Origin of the sequence: Nocardia sp. NPDC051052 (genome assembly GCF_044456045.1) — a bacterium.
Classification (GTDB): Bacteria; Actinomycetota; Actinomycetes; order Mycobacteriales; family Mycobacteriaceae; genus Nocardia.
The window spans coordinates 292931-313112 of the sequence record NZ_JBITFL010000001.1; the positions used below are offsets into that span (position 1 = coordinate 292931).

The window sequence follows — 20182 nt, forward strand, 5'->3', positions numbered from 1 at the left end:
ACGAGTAGGCGGCTGTGGGTTCAGTCGAGGATGGCGGTGGCTTCGACTTCGACCAGGTGGGCGGGGATGTCCAGGGCGGCGACGCCGATCAGGGTGCCCGGGGGTGTCGGGGTGATGCCCAGTCTGGCGGCTGCGCGGCTTACTCCCTCGCCGAAGAGAGGCATTTTGTCGGGGGTCCAATCTACGACGTAGACGGTTAGTTTCGCGACGTTGGCGAAGGTGGCGCCGACTTCGGCCAGTGCGGTGGCGACGTTGAGGTAGCACTGTTCGACCTGGGCGGCCAGGTCGCCTTCGCCGATGGTCGTTGCGGTGGCATCCCAGGAGACTTGGCCGGCGACGAAGATCAGTTTGGTGCCGGTGGCGATCGAGACCTGGTGGTAGGCACTGACTTCCGGCAGGCCGTTGGGGTTTACCAGGGTGATGGTCATAGTGCTTGCCTCCGTGGCTCTCGTGGTCTCTTGTGGTTACTGGAGAACTGTAGGAGAGTGGCCGCTGACGTGGAAGAACGCACTTTTTAGTGACTGGGGAACCTGATGGTGACTAAGCAGCTCAGTGGGTTGACCGACGACGCGGATTTGTCGCGCGCGGATTCGCTGGCGCGCGAGATTTTCTCGGATGTGGCCAACAAGTGGGCGCTGCTGATCATCGAGACGTTGGGTGAACGCACCCTGCGCTTCGGCGAGTTGCGCGATGAGGTCGAGGGCATCAGTCACAAGATGCTCACGCAGAATCTGCGGATGCTGGAGCGCAACGGTCTGGTCGAGCGCACCGTGCACCCCACCGTGCCGCCGCGGGTCGAGTACACCCTTCTCGAACCGGGCCAAGCCCTTCGCGAAACAGTCGATCGGATGTGCGGCTGGACCCATCGATACCTCGGGCACATCGAGACCGCACGTCATCGGTTCGACGCCTGAGGCGGCCGGGTCCGCGCGCATAGTTTTGTGCTGACGCGCACGGAATTGCCAGCAATTTCGGGCGCGGCACGAAAGAGCATGCGCGGCGACTGTGCCGGGGCGAAGAACGCGGTGAGCGCAACGCGGTGGTTTGCCGGCGCGCACCAGTTGTGCTGGCGCGCAAAATATTGCAGGCTGATTTGTGCGCGGGAGATAAGTAGTTCGCGGCAGATAGGGGGTTTCGTAGTGGTGATTAACAGTGTTTTCAGGGTGGCTTTATACGGATAACGCAGGGTGGGTGAGGTGCGACATATCCGGTAATAGATGCCTGAATTTACTGATTATCACTGTTGGGCGGCCGACCAGTAGCGGCTTCCTGAGCGGTGCTGTCGACCGAGGAAGGTGGCATCACGCCACCAGCTACTGGAGGACGATCCGCCCCTACGCCAGAGGAATTGACTATGCGCACGCCACGCCACCGCATCCGAGCCCACCACAGCCAGTTCAGGGCTGCCGACTATGCGACCACCGATGCCGATCGTGGTGAATGGGAGGTAGTCGAGGAGTCCGTCGCCGACGACGCGATCCCGCACCCGATGTCGCCGGAGGAGCCGACCCGCGATCCGATCCCGTCGGGCCGCTTTTTGCTGCCCGCCTATGCCGGTGGCCTCGACTCCGACGCAGGCTCCGATACTGGCGAATTCCTCGGCTACCACACCGGGGAATTCCCCGAAAGTTACCGGCCGCGACACTCGGCGCCCGCCTGCGGAGTGTCCCGAGTACGGCAGTCGCGCAGCACCGACTACGTGCCGTCCCCACCGACGGCCGACCAGGTCCGAATCGACTACGGCGTTGTCTACGTCGTCGACGACAACGGTGACGTGCGGTGTGTCACGCCCGACCATCCACTGGCACAGGCCGTCTACGAGCGCACCCGGCAATGGGGTCTGCGCCCGCCGAGTCCCGCGCTCGCCGGGATCGTCTCCGCGTACTATCTGTCGGCGCTCGGCCCCGGCCTGCTCGAGGATGTAGAAGCACTCACCCCGGAGCAGCAGCGCGCCTTCGCGCGTTGGAGTGTGCACCGTGCCTTCGAACATGCGGGCCTCGCCGGCGTCGATTGGATCCGCGAAGGCCTGCTGGCCATGGACGGCAATCAGCCACCGCCGCCGCATTTCCAGAGCAGTGCGCGGTTGCGCCGCCGCCTCGACAGTGACCCGCGCATATCGAAGACGGTCGTCTCCGGGGTGCCGGGCTCGAGTGCGCACATTCAGCAATATCCGCCGGTGGGTGCCTACTTCTGCGTTGACCACGAAGACCCACTCGAGGCGGCACTCGACGCGTTCCGGTACGCGGCGTGGACCTACGGCATGGGCTATCGCGACCTCATCGCCGCTGCCGAGCGTGACTTCTTCCCCTGGACCCGGCAACGATGGTTAGGCGCGTAGGCGACCTGTTTCGGCGTCGTACAGCAGGACTCGGTCGGGTTGGGGGACTACCCAAGCGTCGGTGCCCGAGGCGGGCTCGTCCGCCTCTGGCACCGTGACACCGACGCTGAACCCGTCGGCCGCCACCGTCACCAACGAGGTGGCACCGAGGTGTTCGACCGTGGATACTTTGCCGCGCAAAGCATCCGGTACGGAGGTGGCGGAGAAGGTCAGGTACTCCGGGCGGGCACCCCAGATGACGGAGGGGTCCTGGCCGACCAGTTCCCCCGGGATCAGGTTCATCGGCGTCGATCCGATGAAGTTGGCTACGAAGGTATCGGCGGGGCGGCGGAATACCGCACGGGCGGTGCCGAGTTGGCGGATCTGGCCGTTCGACATCACCGCGATTCGATCGGCCAGGGCCAGCGCCTCGGCCTGGTCGTGGGTGACGAAGACGGTGGTGACGCCGAGATCGTGTTGCAGTTTCTTCAAGAAGGTGCGGGCTTCGAGGCGTAGGCGTGCGTCGAGGTTGGACAGTGGTTCGTCGAACAGAAAAACCTTGGGGTGGCAGGCCATTGCGCGGGCCAGCGCCACTCGCTGTTGCTGGCCGCCGGAGAGTTCGGCGGGGCGGCGATCCATTAATCCCTGGAGGGACAGCTGATTTCCGGTCTCAGTGGCCTTCGCCGCCCGGGTCCGCCGATCGGTGCCGCGGACCTTCAGCGGATAGGCGATGTTGTCGACCACCGTCATGTGCGGGAACAGCGCGTAATCCTGGAACACCATCGCGACGTCGCGCCGCCCGGGCGACAACCGCGTGACGTCCTTGTCGCCGATCCGAATCTGTCCGCCGGTCGGGGTTTCCAGCCCGGCGATGGTGCGCAGCAGCGTGGTCTTGCCGCACCCGGACGGCCCGAGCAGCGCGAAGAACTCACCGTCCTGAATTGTGAAGGTCAGGGCGTCAAGGGCTGTCACGTCGCCGGGGAAGACTTTCGTCAGGTCGACCAGATCGATCTGTGCCATCTAAGACTTGATCCCTCCGTGGAGCCGGAAGCCGTAGCGCCGGTTGACGAATAGATACATCAGCACCACCGGAATCGAGTACAGCAGCGAGAACGCCGAGATCGGACCGAGCTGCGCGCCGCCGCCCTCGTCGTAGAAGGTGCGCACCACCACCGCGGCAGGTTGCTTGTCCTGATCGCGCAGCAGCAGGAACGGCACCAGATAGCTGCCCCACACATTCACCACGGTCCACACCGCGATGGTGGCCAGCCCCGGCCGGGCGATCGGCACCACGATGTCGCGCAGGATGCGCAACGGTCCGGCCCCGAACACCCGGGCCGATTCCTCATAGGACCGGGGCACCGAGTCCATGAAGTCTTTCAGGATGAAGATCGCCGCAGGCAACAAGCCGCCGGACAGCACGAGCACCACGCCGAACTCCTGGTCAAGCAGCCCGAGCTTCCAGATCATCAGGAAGATCGGCACCATCGCCGCGGTGCCGGTGACCACACTGGACAGCAGTAAAAGCAAGTACAGCAAGGCATCTCGGCCGGGAACCCGGACCCGGGACAGCGCGTACGCCGCCAGCGCAGCACTCGAAACCACCAGCACCATACAGAAGAAGGACAGCAGCACGGAGTTCCACAGCGAGCCCATGGTCAGGTCATTGTCGAATAGCGCCGAAAAATGTTGCAACGTCGGCTTTTCCGGTATCCGCGGCGCGTAGCCGGGGTTGGCGTCGAACGGGGCCGAGGCCAGCCATAGCATCGGCAGTGCGAAGAAACCGGTCACCACCGCGACGAAGGTGTAGAACCCGATTCGCGCGACGAGCTGTCTGGGATTCATCAGGTCCTCCGCCGCAGCAGCCGCAGGTAGAACAGGGCGAGCACCAGATTGATCAGCAGCATCAGCACCGACGCGGCGGCGCCGTAACCCAGTGCGCCGTCGTCGATTCCCTGTCGGTACAGGAAGATCGGCAGGGTTTCGCTGCGGTGGTTCGGCTCACCCCTGGTCAACAGGTAGGGCGTGAAATCGTTGAACGTCCACAGGCTGATCAGCAACGTGTTCGTCAGCGTGTGCCCGCGCACGTGCGGAAACACCACGTCCCGCAGCAGCTGCGGCCCGGACGCACCGGCCAGCCGCGCCGTCTCGAGCTGCGACGGCGGCACCGTGGACAGCGCCGCCGAGTACAGCAGCATGGAAAACGCGGTGCCGCGCCAGATGTTGAACACGATGATGACGGCTAGTGGCTGGTGGATCATCCACGCATAGCCGGGATGATCCAGCAGCCGATTGACGGTGCCTTCGTCGCGATCGAGCATCGTAATCCACAGCACGGCAACGACACTGGCGGGCAGAATCCAGGCAAGCAGCACCAGGCTTTCCACCACGGCGCGTACCGCGCGGGCGGCGGTGCGCATCGACCAGGCCAGGGTGAAACCGAGGAAGTTCTGTCCGATGATGGCCGAGCCGAACACGAACAGCAGCGTGATCCAGGCGCTGTTGCCGAACAGCGGGTCCTGCAGCGCCTTCGCGTAATTGTCCAGTCCCACAAAGGAAACGTCCACCGAGGTGCGCCCCGACACGGTGAGGTTGGTCAGTCCGATCCACAGCAACCACAGCGCCGGAAACACCAGGAAGGCCGCGACCAGCAGCAGTGCCGGTGTGACGAACGCGCTCGCCTTCCAACGCCCCAACCCGGCAACGTCGGTATCAGCTCGCACCTCGGCGCCAACGGGCGGCCCGGTATCAGTCACCGGCAACCTTGTCCTTACCGACCGCCTCCGCCACCGCCTTGCCATAGGCCGCGGCGGCGTCCGTGGTGCTCTTGCCGGTGACCACATCCAGCGTCGCCTGCTGCAATGCCTTGGATACCTGGGTGTATTCGGGCAGCGCGGGCCGCAACGACGTGATCGGCAGGATCTGCTGAGACACGAAGGTCAGCATCGGATCCCCGCCCAGCGCGTCCGCGTTCACGTCCTGCCGCGCGGTGATCCGCGGCCCGCCGTCGGCGATCAGCTTCGTGAACGCCTCCGGCGAATTCATGAATTGCAATAGTTCCCAAGCTAATCCGACGTTCTTGCTCTTCGGGTTGAGCACCCGTCCGCCGCCGCCGGACATGCTCACGAAGTCCTGTTGACGCACCCCGGAACCGGGGGTTGCCGCAGGAATCTTGGCCCAGCCGACCTGGGTATCCCGCTCGGCCATCGGGAAGCTGCCCCCGGTCGGATTGAGCACACCGCGCCAGAAGTAGTCGCTCTCCAACAGAATTCCCACCTGGCCCTTGGCGAACTTTTCGAAGCTCTTCTCCCGGCCTTTGGCGTCCTGCTGCAACTCCGCGTCGCCCAGCTTCTCGCCGTACAGCGCGCGGTAGAAGTCCAGCACCTGACGGAATTTCGCGGTGTTGCCGACCCACTTGCCGTTCTCGAACAGCGTGCTGCCGGTGCCGGCCAGCAACGGCAGAATGCCCTGGGTGGTCGTCGCTTCGCCAAAGCTGGTGCCCGCGTTCAGCTGTACCGGGGTCACCCCAGGTACCGCCTTCAGCTTCCGGCCGGCTTCCAGGACTTGGTCCCAACTGGTGGGCTGCCAATCCGCTGGCAGCCCCGCCTGCGCGAACAGCGTGCGGTTGAAGAACAGCACCCGACCGTCGGTTTCCTGCGGTATGCCGTATTGCGTGCCGTGGTAGGACGTCAACTGCTGCACGGTGTCCGGCATGTGCTGCCAGCCGTCCCACGCCTTGACCTTGTCGGCGCCGACCAGGTCGTCCAGCGGCTTGATCTGCTCACCCTCGGCGAACTCGCCGACCCAGATCCCGTCCAGCGACACCACATCGGCGCCGGTGCCGGTCTTCAGGTCCTTGGCGATCCGGCTCTTGTAATCCTCGTCCGGCACACCGGTCGCCTGGAACTTCACTTTCACGGTGGCACCCTTGGCCTGCTGCTGCGCCACGAATTTCGGGATGACCCAGTCTTCGATCCACTTCGCCTCGGCCGCGTTCTTCCCGCCCGCCGAGTTGATCGCGTTGGCGGTGATCGTCAACGACGTCCCGTCGCCGCCCGACCCGCAGGCCGCCACCCCAACCAAGAGCGAGCTGACGCTCACCACCGCCGCGAACATCCGCCAGTTCGATGCCATGGGGTCCTCCTGAAAGGCAAATCCATCCTCACCCCGACGTTGTCACAAGACGATGCCCACCGAAGCCCATTCCCGCGAATAAGGCAGAAGACGTCCATGCCGGACCGAAATCGGCCGGTCTACCGGAGAATTCAGCGCGCTGCCGCAGAATGGGTGCAGTTCGTTGATCATGGCCGCGATCCGAATGGAGCCACCGCTATGCACGATGACCGTCGGTTGATCGAGGACCGCCTCGGGCGAGTACTCAACGAGCGGATCGCACCGGCGATCTACCCGGAGTCGGTGCCGCTCACCGCGGGTATCTGGGTGGCGCCGGACGAACCGGTGCCGGTCGCCGAGGGCTTGGCCGCGCCGCGGACGCCGGTGCGATCCGGCGACCGGTGGGGTGCGCCGTGGGGGACGAGCTGGCTCACCGTCGAAGGGACGGTGCCTGCCGAGTGGGCGGGTAAGACCGTCGAGGCGATCATCGACATCGGTTTCGATCCGAACATGACCGGCTTCCAATGCGAGGGGCTGGTCTATCGGCCGGACGGATCGCCGGTCAAGGGTCTGCACCCGCGGAGCCAGTGGGTGCGCGTGGCGGCTCCGTCGGTCGGCGGCGAGCAGGTGCTGTTGCACGTCGAGGCGGCGTCGAACCCGGTCATTCCGTTCTTCGCGCCGACCGCACTCGGCGACAAGCTCACCGCAGGTAGCGAGCCGCAATACCGGCTCGGCCGAATGGATCTCGTGGTTTTCGACGAGCAGGTCTGGCAGCTGGTGCTGGATCTGGAGGTGCTCGGCGAGCTGATGCACGAGATGCCGGAGGATCCGGCTCGGCGCTACGACATCGTCCGGGCGATCGAGCGTGCGCTCGACGCCATCGATCTGCAGAACGTCAACGCCACGGCGGCGGCCGCACGGGCGTGTCTGGTCGATGTGCTGGCGAAACCGGCGATTCCGTCAGCGCACACCATCTCGGCGGTGGGGCACGCGCACATCGACTCGGCGTGGTTGTGGCCGCTGCGTGAGACGGTGCGCAAGGTCGCCCGCACCACCGCGAACATGACCGCGCTGCTTGCCGAGGAACCCGAGTTCGTCTTCGCGATGTCGCAGGCCGCGCAATACGACTTCATCAAGCAGCATCGGCCGGAGGTCTACGCCAAGGTCAAGGCTGCGGTGGCGGCGGGACGTTTCGTGCCGACCGGTGGCATGTGGGTCGAGGCCGACACGAATATGCCCGGCTCCGAGGCGATGGCGCGGCAGTTCGTGCACGGCAAGCGGTTCTTCTTGGAGGAATTCGGGATCGAGGACCGGGAGGTGTGGCTGCCCGACACCTTCGGCTTCGCCGCCGGGCTGCCGCAGATCATCAAGGCCGCCGGGAACAAATGGCTACTGACCCAGAAGATTTCCTGGAGTCAGATCAATCAGTTTCCGCACCACACCTTTCTGTGGGAGGGCGTCGACGGCACCCGGATCTTCACCCACTTTCCGCCGGTCGACACCTACAACTGCTCCATGCAAGGCCGCGAGATCGCACACGCCGCAAGGAATTTCAAGGAGAAGGGGCGGGCGTCGATGTCGCTGGCGCCGACCGGATTCGGCGACGGTGGTGGTGGCACCACCCGGGAGATGGTCGCGAAGGCCGCCAGGATGAAGAATCTGGAGGGTTCGCCGAAGGTGGTGTGGGACAAGCCCGCCGCGTTCTTCGCCAAGGCCGAGGCCGAGTATCAGAATCCGCCGGTGTGGGTGGGGGAGCTGTATCTCGAGTTGCATCGCGGCACGCTGACCAGTCAGGCGAAGACGAAGCAAGGCAATCGGCGCAGCGAGCATCTGCTCCGGGAAGCCGAGTTGTGGGCCGCGACGGCGGCGGTGCGCAAGGGCGTCGCGTATCCGTACGCCGAGCTCGATCGAATCTGGAAGACGGTGCTGCTGAACCAGTTTCACGACATCTTGCCTGGCTCGGCGATCGCGTGGGTGTATCGCGAGGCGGAGCAGACGTACGCGGAAGTGGCGGCGGAGCTGACGGCGATCATCGAGGGGGCGCAGTGGGCGCTCGGCGGTGCGGCGGTGGGGCCCAATGTCTTCAACCCGGCGCCGCACACATGGCGGTCGGTCCCGGCTGGTGCGGCTGGCCCGGAGCGGTCGGATCATCCGTGTTCGGCGGTTGAGCGTACGGGTGGCGGGTTCGTCCTCGACAACGGACTGCTGCGGGTCGAAGTGGACGCGCGCGGTCTGATCGTGTCGATATTCGACCTCGAGCAGCAGCGCGAGACACTGCCGCCGGATTCGGTCGCGAACCTGCTGCAGTTGCATCCGGATCTCCCGAACTCGTGGGACGCCTGGGATGTCGATCTCTTCTACCGAAACCGCGTCACTGATCTCACCGAGACGGATTCCATTGCGGCATCGACTGATTCGGAAAGTATCCGGATCGTCCGCTCGTTCGGGTCCTCTACGGTCGAACAGACCCTGACCCTGCGCTCGGCGTCCCTCGACATCGACACCACCGTCGACTGGCACGAGACCGAGAAATTCCTCAAACTCGCCTTCCCCCTGGACATCCACGCCGACCGCTACGCCTCCGAAACCCAATTCGGCCACCTGTACCGCCCCACCCACACCAACACCAGCTGGGAATACGCGAAATTCGAAGCCTGCAACCATCGCTTCGTACACGTCGCCGAACCGGGTTGGGGCGTCGCCCTCGTCAACGACTCCACCTACGGCCACGACGTCACCCGAACCGTCCGAACCGACGGCGGCACAACGACCACAGTTCGAGCGTCACTACTGCGAGCCCCGCGATTCCCCGACCCACAAACCGACCACGGCGCCCACCACTTCCGCCACTCCCTGATCCCCGGCGCTACCATCGGCGACGCGGTACGCGCGGGCTACCGAATCAACCTCACCCCACTCCGGCCAGGCGTCGCCGAAGCCGTCGAACCACTGTTCACCATCGATAACGACGCCGTAGTGACCAGCGCCGTCAAACTCGCGGACGATGGCAGCGGCGACGTCGTGCTCCGCGTCTACGAGGCACACGGCGGCCGGGCCTCAGCCCTGGCAACCCCCGGATTCGAGGCAACCGGCTTCGAGATGTGCGACTTGCTGGAACGTCCGCTGCGGGAGCAAGTCCCCGCGACCGCAGAGGGCACAGGAGTTCGCTTGCACCTGCGCCCCTTTCAACTGGTCACGCTCCGATTCACGCGTTCCGTCGGGTGACAACGTCCGCGAAGCCAAGGCGCAGCGTCAATCGCGAGCGTCTATGTAGATCCGATCTACGTAGATCGGATCTACATTATTTCGCGTCGGCGTTCGGCGGGAGATCAGTCGAACATCGCCTGGTCAACGAACTATGACTAGACTAAACTAGACTAGGTTTGATAGTTTGGGGCTATGACGGCGGTAAACATCCACGAGGCTAAGACGCACCTGTCCAGGTTGCTCGAACGTGTCTCGCGGGGAGAGCACATTGTGATCTCCAAGGCAGGTAAGCCGATCGCTGATCTGGTGCCGCACCGAGCGGCTCCGGTGACAATTGGCGGGTTGAAGGGGCAACTGCAGTACGACGACAGCGCCTTCGACATCGATCCAGACATTCAGCAGATGTTTTACGGGGGATGACGCCGATGCTTCTGCTTGACAGCCAGACCGCGCTGTGGCTGCTCGATGACAATCCCAGACTGGGCGAGGCGGCTCGCAAGGCGATCACGTCCACGACGGAGGTCTACGTTTCGGCGGCGACGATCTGGGAGCTGACCATCAAGTCCATGCTGGGCAAATTGACGGTGCCGGCCAACCTCACCGAAATAATGGATGAGCAAGGCCTTGGGATTGTCGACGTGACAGGACAACATACCGAGGGCGTGCGTGAGTTCCCCGAGCTGGTGCGGCACGACCCATTCGATCGATTGATCACTTCTCAGGCGTTGTGCGAACGGCTCCAGTTGCTGACCGCGGATCGAGTGCTGTTGGGCCTGGGACGGGACTTCATCGTCGATTCGACGAAGTAGTAGATCGTTCAGCGGGACAGGTCGGTGTGCCTCGTAGGTCTTGTGCCGCGAAGTAGGTTGCGCAGAGATGTTGGTGGCGGGCGTCGAGGACCATGTAGGTGGCCAGGACGAGTTGGGTGATGCCGCGCCAGACGTCTTCGAATCGGTCTCGGGCTCGTAGGGCGGTGAGGCTGGCGCGCACCAGGGCCGGTGATGGTGGCGTCTCGGTGGAGAGGAGTAGGCAGGGGGCTCGGTGGGGGATGGAGCGGGTGTGGGAGACCGGGGAGCGTAGGTGGTAGCGGGCGAGGACTGTTCGGGTGACTGTTCGCATGGCGATGGGGGATAGGCGCCAGGCTGGGCACGGGCGGTTGGCGGCTACGCCGAAGGGGATGTGGTGGGTGTCTTTGGGGCGGGGGGTGGACCAGCGGTCGGGGTCGAAGCGGTCTGGGTCGGTGTGGCCGGTGCGTTCGAAGTCTGGGTAGTTGAAGCAGAGCACTGTTCCGGTGGGGATGGTGGTGCCGTCGTCGAGGTCGATGTCGTCGGTGGTGATTCGGTGGGCGATGCCGAAAAGTGGGAACTGGCGCAGGGTTTCGTCCAGGACGTGATCCAGGTATTGGGTGTTCGGTTCGGCCGGGATGCGGTGCTGGACGTCTCGGTGTTGGGCGATCGCGAGGAGTAGGTGGGCCATGCCCTCGGACATCTGGACTACGGCGGTGTTGAAGAACGCGCCTTGCAGGTAGTACGCACGTTCGCGGCGGCTGAGCAAGGTGGGTAGTTGGTGCGGTATCTCGTCGGCGTCGATTCTGGTGAGCAGGTATTGGGTGAGTCGGTCGCGTCGGCTCATGTGACGTAGGCCGGTGCATTTCAGGGAGGTGACCACGTCGTCGGCGTTGCCGACGATGAGATCCCTGGCGGCTCGGGGGCAGGGTTCGCGGAAGACCAACTCGTAGAAGAACTCTGCCCAGATCGGCATCATGAGGTCGCGTAGTCGGACCAGAGTCATTGGGCGAATATGCAATTCGTCGAGTACTCGGCGGGCGCAGCGGTCAGCGAGTTGCTCGATCTCGGCGGTGGGTATGGACAGTACGGCTCGGGTGGTGCGTGCCGCCTCGTCGTAGCGTGGGCCGTCCTCGAGGTGCTCCTGGTGTACTTCGGGGCCGGGTGCGAGCCAGTACCAGAACAGGTCCGAGAGGGCCGCGCCTCGGCTGCGCCCGTTGGCCGCTCGGTGGGTGTACAGCTTCCAGAACAAGTCTGCACCGCCGCGTTCGCCGGGGAGGGTGATCTCGTTGCTGCCGTTGACTTTTGCGAAGATCCATACCCGCAGTGCCACCACCGCCTTGGGCAGCCAGCGGGACACCGCCCACAGTGCGCCCGCGGCGGCCAGCACCGGGGCCGGTCTGGTCACTGTGACGCCCCTCGCGTGATGACCAGACTGGTGTTCAGTTCGGACAGTTCGGCTATCCCGCACAGGGTCAGGGTGTGCTCGAACTCGGAGCGCAGCGTGTCCAGCACGTCGGTGACCCCTTTGTCGCCACCGACGGCCAAGCCCCACAACACCGGTCGTCCCACGCCGACCGCCGTGGCGCCAAGTGCCAACGCCAGCGCTACATCTGAGCCGCACCGTACGCCGCCGTCGAGGAATACCGGGATCCGATCGGCCACCGCAGCGGCGATAGCGGGCAGGGCATCCAACGAGGCGGGTGTGCGATCCAGTTGGCGTCCACCGTGATTGGACACCACGATCGCGTCGGCTCCGAACTCCACCGCGAGCCGTGCGTCCTCGGGGTGCAGGATCCCTTTGAGCACAAGGGGCAGGTCGGTCATCTCACGAAGTCGACGCAAGTGGTCCCACGTGAAGTCGGACGACATCGCGATCGACCGGACCGCGTCGCCGGTCGACCCCGGCAAGCCCCGCATGTTCTCTGCGCGCATATTCGCGGGCAGATCGTGGAAACCGTGGCGATCTTCCCTGGCCCGGCGGCCGTGCACCGGGGAATCGACGGTCACCACCAGCGCCGTGCAGCCCGCTCGCTTGGCCCGCCGGACGAGCTCAGCGGTCACCTCCGGATCGGGCTGTAGATACAGCTGAAACCACACGCGCGCTTCACGATCGACATCCTGCGCGGCGGCGGTGACCTCGCCGATGGCCACCGTCCCCGCCATGCTGGCGATCAGGATGAGACCAGCTGCGGCCACGCCCCTGGCGGTGGCTCGCTCGCCGTCCGGGTGCGCCAGCTTGTGGAACGCGGTGGGCGAGACGAACACCGGCATGCTGCTCGGATCGCCGAGCAGGTTCGTCGCGATGGATCGGCTGCTGGTGTCCCGCAGCACGCGGGGCAGCAGTGCGAGCCGCCGGAAGGCCTGCTCGTTGTCGGCCAAGGTAATTTCGTCGCCCGCCCCGCCGGCGAAGTAGTCGTAGTGCACGAGATCGAGCAGTTCCCGGGCTCGCTGTTCCAGGGCGGCCAGTGACGAGGTCACGGGGTCAGCTCCGGCGAGCGCAGCGCGGACTCGAGGAAGTCGAGCAGCGGTGTGCGGTGCGCCGCTTCGTCCGTCCACTCGTTCTCGAGGTTTTCCGTGATGTGGTGTTCGGCGATTTGCCGGTCGCCGCGATACTGCCGCAGTACGGGGTGCAGGTAGCGGCCGTCCAGGGCGTGCTCGGCGTCGGACTGCGCGATCCGGCGAGCGTTGATGTCGAACGGGTCGAGGCGATCGTGGTCCTTGCCGTATTCCAGGGTGATCGCCAGGTAGGTGTCCACCTCGCCGAGGTAACCGGCCGCGATGGCATCCGGCACGAAATCGACTGGCAGTTCGTCCCAATACCGTGCCGACCCGTCCGCGCTCAGCGTGACGACGTCCCCGAGGAAGCCGAACAACTGCCACAACGCGGAGGTGCGGTTCACCCGCGCCAGGATCGCCTCGCCGACCTCCGCGCTGGTGCCCGCCAGCGCGCGGTGCGGCCAGGTCCGCGCGTGATGACGTTGCTCCAGGATTCGATGCAATGCCCTTGTCCTGTAACGGAATCCGTGGATGAACGCACTGGTCGACTTCTTGAAATCGCGCTCCTGCATCAACGTGCCCGCGAAATACAGGCCGGGGACGTTGATCGACTCCCAGGCCGAGGTCTGAGCCGGGAACCGGTCGTTGATTTTCAGCTCCGGCCGACATTCCGGTGCGAAAATCGAAGCGTCGAAACGGAATCCGGTCGCCGCGAGCACCCGGTCGTAGCGGATGTCCTTGGTGACCTCGTTGACCCGGGAGAAGCTCACCGTCACCAGATACGACGAGTCCGGCTGCCTGGCGATGTCGACGACGTTGCCGTCCAGGATCGCGTTCTGCGATTTGAGCTGATAGGTGTCGAGGAAGTTGTTGTTGACCGCGCGCAGATGCCCGAGAAAGTGCGTCTGCCAGGCCATTCGTATGGAGTGGGGGCCTGCGACGTGGATGACGGCGGCGTGCTCGATCAGGTTGTCGGCGGTCTCGAAGGCCGAGTTGCCTTTTCCGATGATCAGCACCCGCTGGTTGGTGAACTCCGTTGGGTCCACCGGCATTTCGGTGTACAGCTCAGCGGTCTCGATGCCGGGAATCTCGGGGATATAGGGTTTCGAGACACCGGTCGCCACGATCAACCGGTGCGCGCGGAGCACGTTCCCGTGCTGATCGACCGCCTCGAACACGTCCGGCCTGCTGATCCGTTCGATCCTGGTGTCGTATCGAACCGACAATCCCTGTGCCGCAGCGAAATCGCCGAGATAGCGGACCATGTCGTCAGCGGCGGGGAAGAACCGCTGCGTGTATTCCTTGAACGGCCGCCCGCCCAACAGCGTGTTCCAGTCCATGCGCAGGTTCAGCTCGGGATCGTCCCAGCCCGTGTGCATCTTGTTGATGGAGATCAACTGGCGGTGCCGGGGGAATCGGCTGAAGAACGTGCCTGCCGCTGGGCCGGCCTCCACGATCAGATAGTCGCGGCCGGCCTGCTGTAGGTGGTGGCCCATCTGGAGACCGGCCGGCCCAGCGCCGATCACCAGGTAGTCGAGTTCGGACAAGGTTCCTCCCAATGTCGTGTTCTACCGTCGATACAGCTCCAGTAAGGCTTTCTTGTCCGGCTTGCCACTCGCCGCGATCGGGGCGTCCGGCACCACCGTGTAGGTCTGCGGCACGCTCGACTCGCCGAGTTCCGTGCGGACCAGGGCCGACAATGCGGCCGAGTCCGGCGAGTGCCCCGCTCGGGGCACGAGGAAGGCGTGCACCGCCTCGCCGCGGCGATGATCCGGTGCGCCGACGACATAGGCCTGATCGACATCCGGATGCCCGGCCAATACTCGCTCGATCGGGCCCGCGTACACGGGCAGCGCGTCCACGATGATCACGTCCCGCACCCGGCCGGTGAGGTAGAGGTATCCGTCCTCGAGGTAGCCGAGGTCGCGGGTGCGCAGCCAGCCGTCGATGAGTACGTCGGCGGTCTCGGCCGGATCCCCGAGGTACTCCGACATCATGTAGTCGGTGCGCACGTAGATCTCGTTGTCCCGGATGTCCACCCGCACTCCGGGCAGCGGACGGCCGACGGAGGTGAGCACGCCCGCGTCGATATCCCGCGGTGTCAGCGCGGTGAGACCGCCGGTCTCGGTCTGGCCGTACGCCTGGTGGACCACCGGGCCCAACGCCCGCACAGCCGCGGTCAACCGGTGCGCGGTGAGCGGCGATCCGGCGACCACCATGGCGCGCAGGCTGCTGGTGTCAGTCGGCGCGGCCCGTAGGTCGTCCAGCATTTGGTATAGCCGGGGGACGTTCATGATGGTGGCGGTGATCCGCAGCCGCTCGATGACGCCGGGGAACAGCGGCGTGCCGTCGGGTTCCGGGATCACCGCGGTGCCGCCACCGAACAGGCACAGCGCGAGGTAGTCCTGCACCACCGCGCTGGCCAGCGTGCCGAACAGCAGGTAGCGATCGTCGCACGCGGCCAATTCCGCGGTGTCCCGACTCCAGGTCTCGCTGCCCCAGGACCAGTGCGCGGACATCGCCCGATAGGTCTGCGCGCAGCCTTTGGGTAGGCCGGTGGTGCCACTGGTGTAGGCCACCCGGGCGATGTCACCCGGTCGCGCTTCGATTGTCAACGGGGTCGCTGGGCCTCGCAGCAACGCCGCCACCTGGTGGTCGTCCAGCACGGCGTCCACGCCGTTGCCCAGTACATGGGCTTGCTGTCGCTCGCTCAGGCCGGGACGCACTCCGATGACACGGCAGCCGAGGGTGTACGCCGCGAGATACCCGGCCAACGACTCGGCACTGACGTCGACGACCATGGCGACGCCGCGCCCCGGGCCGAGCCCACACCTGCGGAGGCCACCGGCGATCGTGCCCGTCATCGTGAGCAGCTCGCCCCGGGTGACCGCGCGCGCACCGTGCTCGACCACCACCTTTTCCGGAGCGGCCCGCAATGCCCGCACGATCGACTCCGGAAAGCTCACTGGACAGATGATAGTGATTCGGGGCTCGAGATACTTTGAGATTCAACAAGTTTGGCCACTACGCCAAAGCCGGTTAGCGCTCCGGCGCGTGCCCGCTGGGGTACAGTTCGCTGCCTACGCGGTGTTGTGTGGCATGAGCCTGCCCCGCATCGCGCGGAAAATCCACGATTATCTCCGTGTTATGTCGCGCTTACGCGTGCGTGACTCGGACCGTGTTGAATCCCAGTGGGTGCCAACTGGGCTCGGCGCGGCGTTGCGGCACGGCTCGACCGATGATGTGGAGGCTTCTGGTGGCGAATGAACGGCTGAAGGCCGATGCCGCGATGATGATGGAAGCGTTGCACGAACAAATGCAGGGCCTTGCCGAGATCCACCGCGACCGTGCCAAGCTCACCGCTACCGTCACCGCCTGCGACAAGCGAATCAGCGTGACCGTCAACGCCGACGGCATTCTCATCGAGACCCTGTTCGCCGACGACATCGACGATCTGACGCACGCGGAGATCGCCAAGGCGATGACCGAGGCGGTGCAGGCCGCCGCCGCTCAGGTGAACGAGCAGGCCAGGCAGCTCATGGAACCGTTGCGCGAACGAAAGGCGCAGTTGCCTCGGCTGGCCGATCTCATCGAGAACGTGCCCGACGTCGGATCCGCGGTGCCCGTGGCACCACCCGTGTCGCTCGCACCGCCGAATTCGCCGGAACGGCACTACGACGACGAGAGCACCGACTTCGATGACGCAAGCAGATTCGAGCGACCACGGTCGATGATCAGCGACCACGACGACTGAGGCCGCGACGGATGGGACTGTATCCTCCGCTCGAACTCCGCCGGCCGGGGATCGCGGGCGGTGCGTGGCTCGGCGGTGCCGTGAACGAGGCCAGGGATATCAAGTCGCGATCGACCACGAAGACCACGAGGAGCAATTCGGATGGGTGACGGAACAGTTCGCGACGACTGGAAAGGTCTGCGATCCAAGGCGGACAGCCACGCGTTGAATTTCAAGGGGGTGAAACTCGATCCGAAGGTTTTCGCCGACTGTGCAAAAGCTTGTCACGACCTGATCGGAAGATTGGTGTGGTTTCAGAACTTCATCAATGATACCAAAATGAACACCATGACGGACTGGTCACTTGAATCGGGCGGAAAAAGCCTGACGGCTCTTTTTAATAAAAAGGGTGTCCTCGTCTATGATGCGTTGGACACCTTGAAATGGACCCTGGAGGATATGGGGGATACGTTCCTGAGCGCAGGGGGGAATTATCTGCGGGCCGAAGGCGAGTCGACAGCTGAGCTCGAGAAGGTCGGCGACCTGCAGAAGATGGATCCTATGCCGCCGAGAGGTGATCTGCTGAAGGATATCGAACTCAAGGCGAACAGCAGCCTTCCGGATCCGCCGAAGCCAACTGTCGCTGATGCCCCGACGACGATCTCGATAACGTCTTACGATGGCAAGTCTGCAGCTGATTTCGTTGCACTACATGATTCTCTGGCCGATCATGATAAGCGAGCGTATGAGACGGGCGCCCGATACGGTTGGCTGGCCGGAAAGCTCACCGAAGATTTCTCGGACCTGAACGCAGCATTAAATAGGGTCAAGGCTGAAATGTGGGACGGTAACGGTGCGGATCAAGCCATGAAGGCGATTCGGCGCTTCACTGATAACACGCTGCCGTTCACCAACAGTCTAGTCGATCTCGGGAATAATCTCACGTATTGCGCGCAGTGGCTGAATCTCACGTATAGTAACTTGCCGAGCGAAATCCCGGACACTAGCGGAAAGTGCAATGACGTTCTCGGCGAATATCGCGAAACCTACAACAAGTATTATGTTGCCGGTATCAAGGGTTCGATGAGTGCGATGCCAACAATTACCGTCCTCGGCGGCACTGCGGCGCCTCCGCCTCCGCCGCCCCCTCCGCCGCCGGACAAAGACAAAGATAAAGACAAGAACAAGAACAAGAACGATAACAACAATAATAATAATGGAGGTGGAAACAATAACAACATAGATAAGAACAGTCCTGAATACAAGGCCGGCTATGAGGACGGTTACAAGCAGGGTCTGCAAGACGCCGGTGGCAAGGGCGGCAGCGGTGGCCCTGGGAACAGCGGCAGTGGCGGCCCTGGGAACAGCGGTAGCGGCGGCCCTGGGAACAGTGGCAGTGGCGGCCCCGGAAACAGTGGCAGCGGCAATATCGACAAGAACAGCCCCAACTACAAGGGCGGTTTCGAAGATGGCCGCAACAACGCAGGCGGCAGCGGCGGCCCGAACGGCGGCAGTAGCGGCGCGGGCAATGGCTCAGGTTCGGGCGGACCGGGCAGTGGAGCGGGTTCCAGTGGCCCGGGCAACGCCTCGGGTTCCAGCGGCCCTGGCCCCAAAATGCCGGATATGCCTAATTTGGCGAGCCTCAAACCGAGTGGCGGCGCCGGCCCGGGCGGTGGGGAAGGTTCCAGCGGTGGTGCCACCGGCGGCCCCGGCAACTCGGGCAGTTCCGGCCCCGGCAGCTACGGCAGCGGACCAGGCCCCGCCATCCCACCCCCGCCGCAGAAGACCCCGCCGCAGACGAACCCGCAGCAGCCCACGGGTGGTCAGCCGCCTAAGGGTTCGCCCCAGGACCTGCTCAACAAGCTGCTCAACGGCGAGAATCCGTTCAAGGACCTGAGCCCGGAGGCGATGCAGAAGATCGGGAAAGAGCTGCTCGGTGGCCTGAGTCCGGATCTGCTGAAAAATATGACTCCGGAGGGCTTGCAGAAGCTGGGTTCGGATCTGCTGAAGAATATGACTCCCGAGCAGCTGAAGAAGCTCGGGGCAGACATTCAGAACGGCCTCACCCCAGAGGGTTTGAAGAACCTGGACCCGGAGACGCTGAAGAAACTGGATCCGGAGACGCTCCGGAACTTGAGTCCGGAGACATTGCGTGATCTCGGGAAGGCTCTTCCGCAGACTCCGGGTGGCGCGGATCTGCTCAAGTTGTTGTCCGACGGTTTGAACGGGATCACGAAGACGATCGGCGACGTCATCAAGTCCGGTACCGACATCCTCGCCAGTTTGGCGTCCAACGGCATGCTCAATGTTCCGGGTCTCGGTGATCTGCAGAACGTGAACCTGCCGACCGAACTCACGGATGCGCTGCGGGGTGCCGGTCTTCCGGTCGGCGGCCCCGGCCCTGGTCCCGGTCCTGGCCCCGGGCCGGGCGGCAACCTGAATCCGCCGATTACTACCCATTCCGGCCCGCCGGAGTCGTCGAAGTTGTTCCCGCGGGCGGAGATTCAGCCCGCTATCGATGGACGCCAGGCGCAGGTTGGGCCCGGGACCTCGGGAATGCCGATGGGTCCCGGTCCTGGGCCCGGCGCGCAGAGCGGCAACGGGGAGCACAAGCGGGGCAAGTTCCTCGACTCGGTGAGCAATCTGGATAGTGCGCTCGGGCCGGACATCGCGCGGTCGAAGCCGGTGATCGAGCCGTGACCCAGCAATGGAAGTTCACCGCGCTCGAATTCATCGTCCTGTGCGAGCAGTATCGCGGCGGTTCGCTACCGCGGCCGTTCCAGTTCGTGTCCGACGAGGAGATCACGGTCGACGAGCTCGAACGTCGCAAACGCGTGACATGGGAAGAACTGCGGCACCGGCTGGACGGCTCGTTCGACGGTGTGCTGGAGGTGCTACGCGCGCCCGAACTGTTTGTGCGAGCCAGTAGTTGGGACGAGCTGGACATGGACAACATGGCCAAGGAACAGCGCCTGCACGCCGCGCGGGCCGGTGCGCTCGCGTACCTCTTCGAGCAGGCGCCCGCCTTGCTCACCTACGACACTCCGGCGTTCACGATCACCGAATGCGACCCACGGCAGCTGGCCACTGTCGTCATCGACTCGCTCCCACCGATGAAGGCCGGTCGGCTGCCGGACATTCCGATCGTGACCGACTCGGCCGAGCATGTCACGCCGACACCAGGCCGCAGCTACGTCGAAGACGACCGCGAGGACACGCCGGTCTACCGCACGCAGCAGTTCTTTCAGCAGCGTGCCGTTCGAACGGGCGCGATCACCGTGGTGCAAGGCCGGTCGAAGTTCGGGCCACGTGGGATTCACGAGATAGCCATGATGTGGCGGGACGTGGCAGGCGACGGACGCTACGTGATGTCGCTGGACGCGGCACCGGTCGCCGTCGCGTCCAGTCGTGAGACGCTGATCGAGCGGATCGAGGCCGATATCCGTAACCTGATGCGGCGCCTCGAATCGCATTGGGAGTCAGGACGTCCCGACGACAGGTACTGATCGTGGGAACACGACAACGCAA

General features: G+C 64.5%; 17 protein-coding genes. 8 read left to right on the plus strand and 9 right to left on the minus strand.

Annotation, left to right across the window (positions count from 1 at the left end; translation table 11 throughout):
- Positions 1-20 precede the first annotated feature (20 nt).
- Positions 21-428, minus strand: a complete 408-nt coding sequence (locus ACIBCN_RS01380; protein WP_396989471.1) for a RidA family protein — start codon at positions 426-428, stop codon at positions 21-23.
- Positions 429-533: 105 nt separating this feature from the next.
- On the opposite strand from ACIBCN_RS01380, the gene ACIBCN_RS01385 reads away from it, so the two are divergent.
- The gene (locus tag ACIBCN_RS01385; protein ID WP_396989472.1) at positions 534-914 is read left to right on the plus strand and encodes a winged helix-turn-helix transcriptional regulator; all 381 of its coding nucleotides are present in this window, start codon (positions 534-536) and stop codon (positions 912-914) included.
- 440 nt (positions 915-1354) lie between these two features.
- Positions 1355-2338: a hypothetical protein gene (locus tag ACIBCN_RS01390; RefSeq protein WP_396989473.1), complete on the plus strand. Its 984-nt coding sequence runs from the start codon at positions 1355-1357 to the stop codon at positions 2336-2338.
- On the opposite strand, the gene ACIBCN_RS01395 is transcribed toward ACIBCN_RS01390, so the two are convergent.
- From ACIBCN_RS01395 to ACIBCN_RS01410, 4 genes are read right to left on the minus strand one after another with little or no spacing between them, the layout of a single operon-like run.
- Positions 2327-3337: an ABC transporter ATP-binding protein gene (locus ACIBCN_RS01395; protein ID WP_396989474.1), complete on the minus strand. Its 1011-nt coding sequence runs from the start codon at positions 3335-3337 to the stop codon at positions 2327-2329. The genes ACIBCN_RS01390 and ACIBCN_RS01395 overlap by 12 nt on opposite strands.
- Positions 3338-4162, minus strand: a complete 825-nt coding sequence (locus ACIBCN_RS01400) for a carbohydrate ABC transporter permease (protein WP_396989475.1) — start codon at positions 4160-4162, stop codon at positions 3338-3340.
- The gene (locus tag ACIBCN_RS01405) at positions 4162-5073 is read right to left on the minus strand and encodes a carbohydrate ABC transporter permease (RefSeq protein WP_396989476.1); all 912 of its coding nucleotides are present in this window, start codon (positions 5071-5073) and stop codon (positions 4162-4164) included. Before ACIBCN_RS01405 ends, ACIBCN_RS01400 begins: the two co-directional genes overlap by 1 nt.
- Positions 5066-6451, minus strand: a complete 1386-nt coding sequence (locus ACIBCN_RS01410) for an extracellular solute-binding protein (protein WP_396989477.1) — start codon at positions 6449-6451, stop codon at positions 5066-5068. Before ACIBCN_RS01410 ends, ACIBCN_RS01405 begins: the two co-directional genes overlap by 8 nt.
- Before the next feature lie 198 nt (positions 6452-6649).
- Here ACIBCN_RS01410 and ACIBCN_RS01415 point away from each other — a divergent pair, with 198 nt between their 5' ends.
- From ACIBCN_RS01415 to ACIBCN_RS01425, 3 genes are all read left to right on the plus strand, one after another.
- Positions 6650-9655, plus strand: a complete 3006-nt coding sequence (locus ACIBCN_RS01415) for an alpha-mannosidase (protein ID WP_396989478.1) — start codon at positions 6650-6652, stop codon at positions 9653-9655.
- Positions 9656-9829: 174 nt separating this feature from the next.
- Positions 9830-10057: a type II toxin-antitoxin system Phd/YefM family antitoxin gene (locus tag ACIBCN_RS01420; RefSeq protein WP_396989479.1), complete on the plus strand. Its 228-nt coding sequence runs from the start codon at positions 9830-9832 to the stop codon at positions 10055-10057.
- A gap of 5 nt (positions 10058-10062) precedes the next feature.
- Positions 10063-10446, plus strand: coding sequence for a type II toxin-antitoxin system VapC family toxin (locus tag ACIBCN_RS01425; RefSeq protein WP_396989480.1), 384 nt, complete (start codon positions 10063-10065; stop codon positions 10444-10446).
- On the opposite strand, the gene ACIBCN_RS01430 is transcribed toward ACIBCN_RS01425, so the two are convergent.
- The 4 genes from ACIBCN_RS01430 to ACIBCN_RS01445 are packed head-to-tail and all read right to left on the minus strand — an operon-like array spanning position 10424 to position 15887.
- Positions 10424-11830, minus strand: a complete 1407-nt coding sequence (locus ACIBCN_RS01430) for a cytochrome P450 (protein WP_396989481.1) — start codon at positions 11828-11830, stop codon at positions 10424-10426. The two genes, ACIBCN_RS01425 and ACIBCN_RS01430, sit on opposite strands and share 23 nt — an antisense overlap.
- Complete coding sequence (locus tag ACIBCN_RS01435) at positions 11827-12903, minus strand: alpha-hydroxy acid oxidase (protein WP_396989482.1); 1077 nt, start codon at positions 12901-12903, stop codon at positions 11827-11829. The genes ACIBCN_RS01430 and ACIBCN_RS01435 overlap by 4 nt, the downstream gene beginning before the upstream one ends.
- Positions 12900-14468, minus strand: a complete 1569-nt coding sequence (locus tag ACIBCN_RS01440) for an NAD(P)-binding domain-containing protein (RefSeq protein WP_396989483.1) — start codon at positions 14466-14468, stop codon at positions 12900-12902. Before ACIBCN_RS01440 ends, ACIBCN_RS01435 begins: the two co-directional genes overlap by 4 nt.
- Positions 14469-14489: 21 nt before the next feature.
- Positions 14490-15887 carry a class I adenylate-forming enzyme family protein gene (locus ACIBCN_RS01445; RefSeq protein WP_396989484.1) on the minus strand — a complete coding sequence of 466 codons (1398 nt, stop codon included), beginning with the start codon at positions 15885-15887 and terminating at the stop codon, positions 14490-14492.
- A gap of 290 nt (positions 15888-16177) precedes the next feature.
- Here ACIBCN_RS01445 and ACIBCN_RS01450 point away from each other — a divergent pair, with 290 nt between their 5' ends.
- The 3 genes from ACIBCN_RS01450 (at position 16178) to ACIBCN_RS01460 (ending at position 20160) form a co-directional block, all read left to right on the plus strand.
- Positions 16178-16675 (plus strand): YbaB/EbfC family nucleoid-associated protein, encoded by a 498-nt coding sequence (locus ACIBCN_RS01450; protein ID WP_396989485.1) that lies wholly within the window; start codon positions 16178-16180, stop codon positions 16673-16675.
- A gap of 141 nt (positions 16676-16816) precedes the next feature.
- Positions 16817-19354, plus strand: a complete 2538-nt coding sequence (locus ACIBCN_RS01455) for a hypothetical protein (RefSeq protein ID WP_396989486.1) — start codon at positions 16817-16819, stop codon at positions 19352-19354.
- Positions 19351-20160, plus strand: coding sequence for an ESX secretion-associated protein EspG (locus ACIBCN_RS01460; RefSeq protein WP_396989487.1), 810 nt, complete (start codon positions 19351-19353; stop codon positions 20158-20160). The genes ACIBCN_RS01455 and ACIBCN_RS01460 overlap by 4 nt, the downstream gene beginning before the upstream one ends.
- Positions 20161-20182: the final 22 nt, after the last annotated feature.

Excerpts from the sequence above, each read along its gene's own strand:
- ACIBCN_RS01420 (WP_396989479.1), top strand. The coding sequence starts at position 9,830 with ATGACGGCGGTAAACATCCACGAGGCTAAGACGCACCTGTCCAGGTTG.
- ACIBCN_RS01380 (WP_396989471.1), bottom strand. The coding sequence starts at position 428 with ATGACCATCACCCTGGTAAACCCCAACGGCCTGCCGGAAGTCAGTGCC.
- ACIBCN_RS01455 (WP_396989486.1), top strand. The coding sequence starts at position 16,817 with ATGGGTGACGGAACAGTTCGCGACGACTGGAAAGGTCTGCGATCCAAG.
- ACIBCN_RS01390 (WP_396989473.1), top strand. The coding sequence starts at position 1,355 with ATGCGCACGCCACGCCACCGCATCCGAGCCCACCACAGCCAGTTCAGG.
- ACIBCN_RS01415 (WP_396989478.1), top strand. The coding sequence starts at position 6,650 with ATGCACGATGACCGTCGGTTGATCGAGGACCGCCTCGGGCGAGTACTC.
- ACIBCN_RS01395 (WP_396989474.1), bottom strand. The coding sequence starts at position 3,337 with ATGGCACAGATCGATCTGGTCGACCTGACGAAAGTCTTCCCCGGCGAC.
- ACIBCN_RS01425 (WP_396989480.1), top strand. The coding sequence starts at position 10,063 with ATGCTTCTGCTTGACAGCCAGACCGCGCTGTGGCTGCTCGATGACAAT.
- ACIBCN_RS01400 (WP_396989475.1), bottom strand. The coding sequence starts at position 4,162 with ATGAATCCCAGACAGCTCGTCGCGCGAATCGGGTTCTACACCTTCGTC.
- ACIBCN_RS01385 (WP_396989472.1), top strand. The coding sequence starts at position 534 with ATGGTGACTAAGCAGCTCAGTGGGTTGACCGACGACGCGGATTTGTCG.
- ACIBCN_RS01410 (WP_396989477.1), bottom strand. The coding sequence starts at position 6,451 with ATGGCATCGAACTGGCGGATGTTCGCGGCGGTGGTGAGCGTCAGCTCG.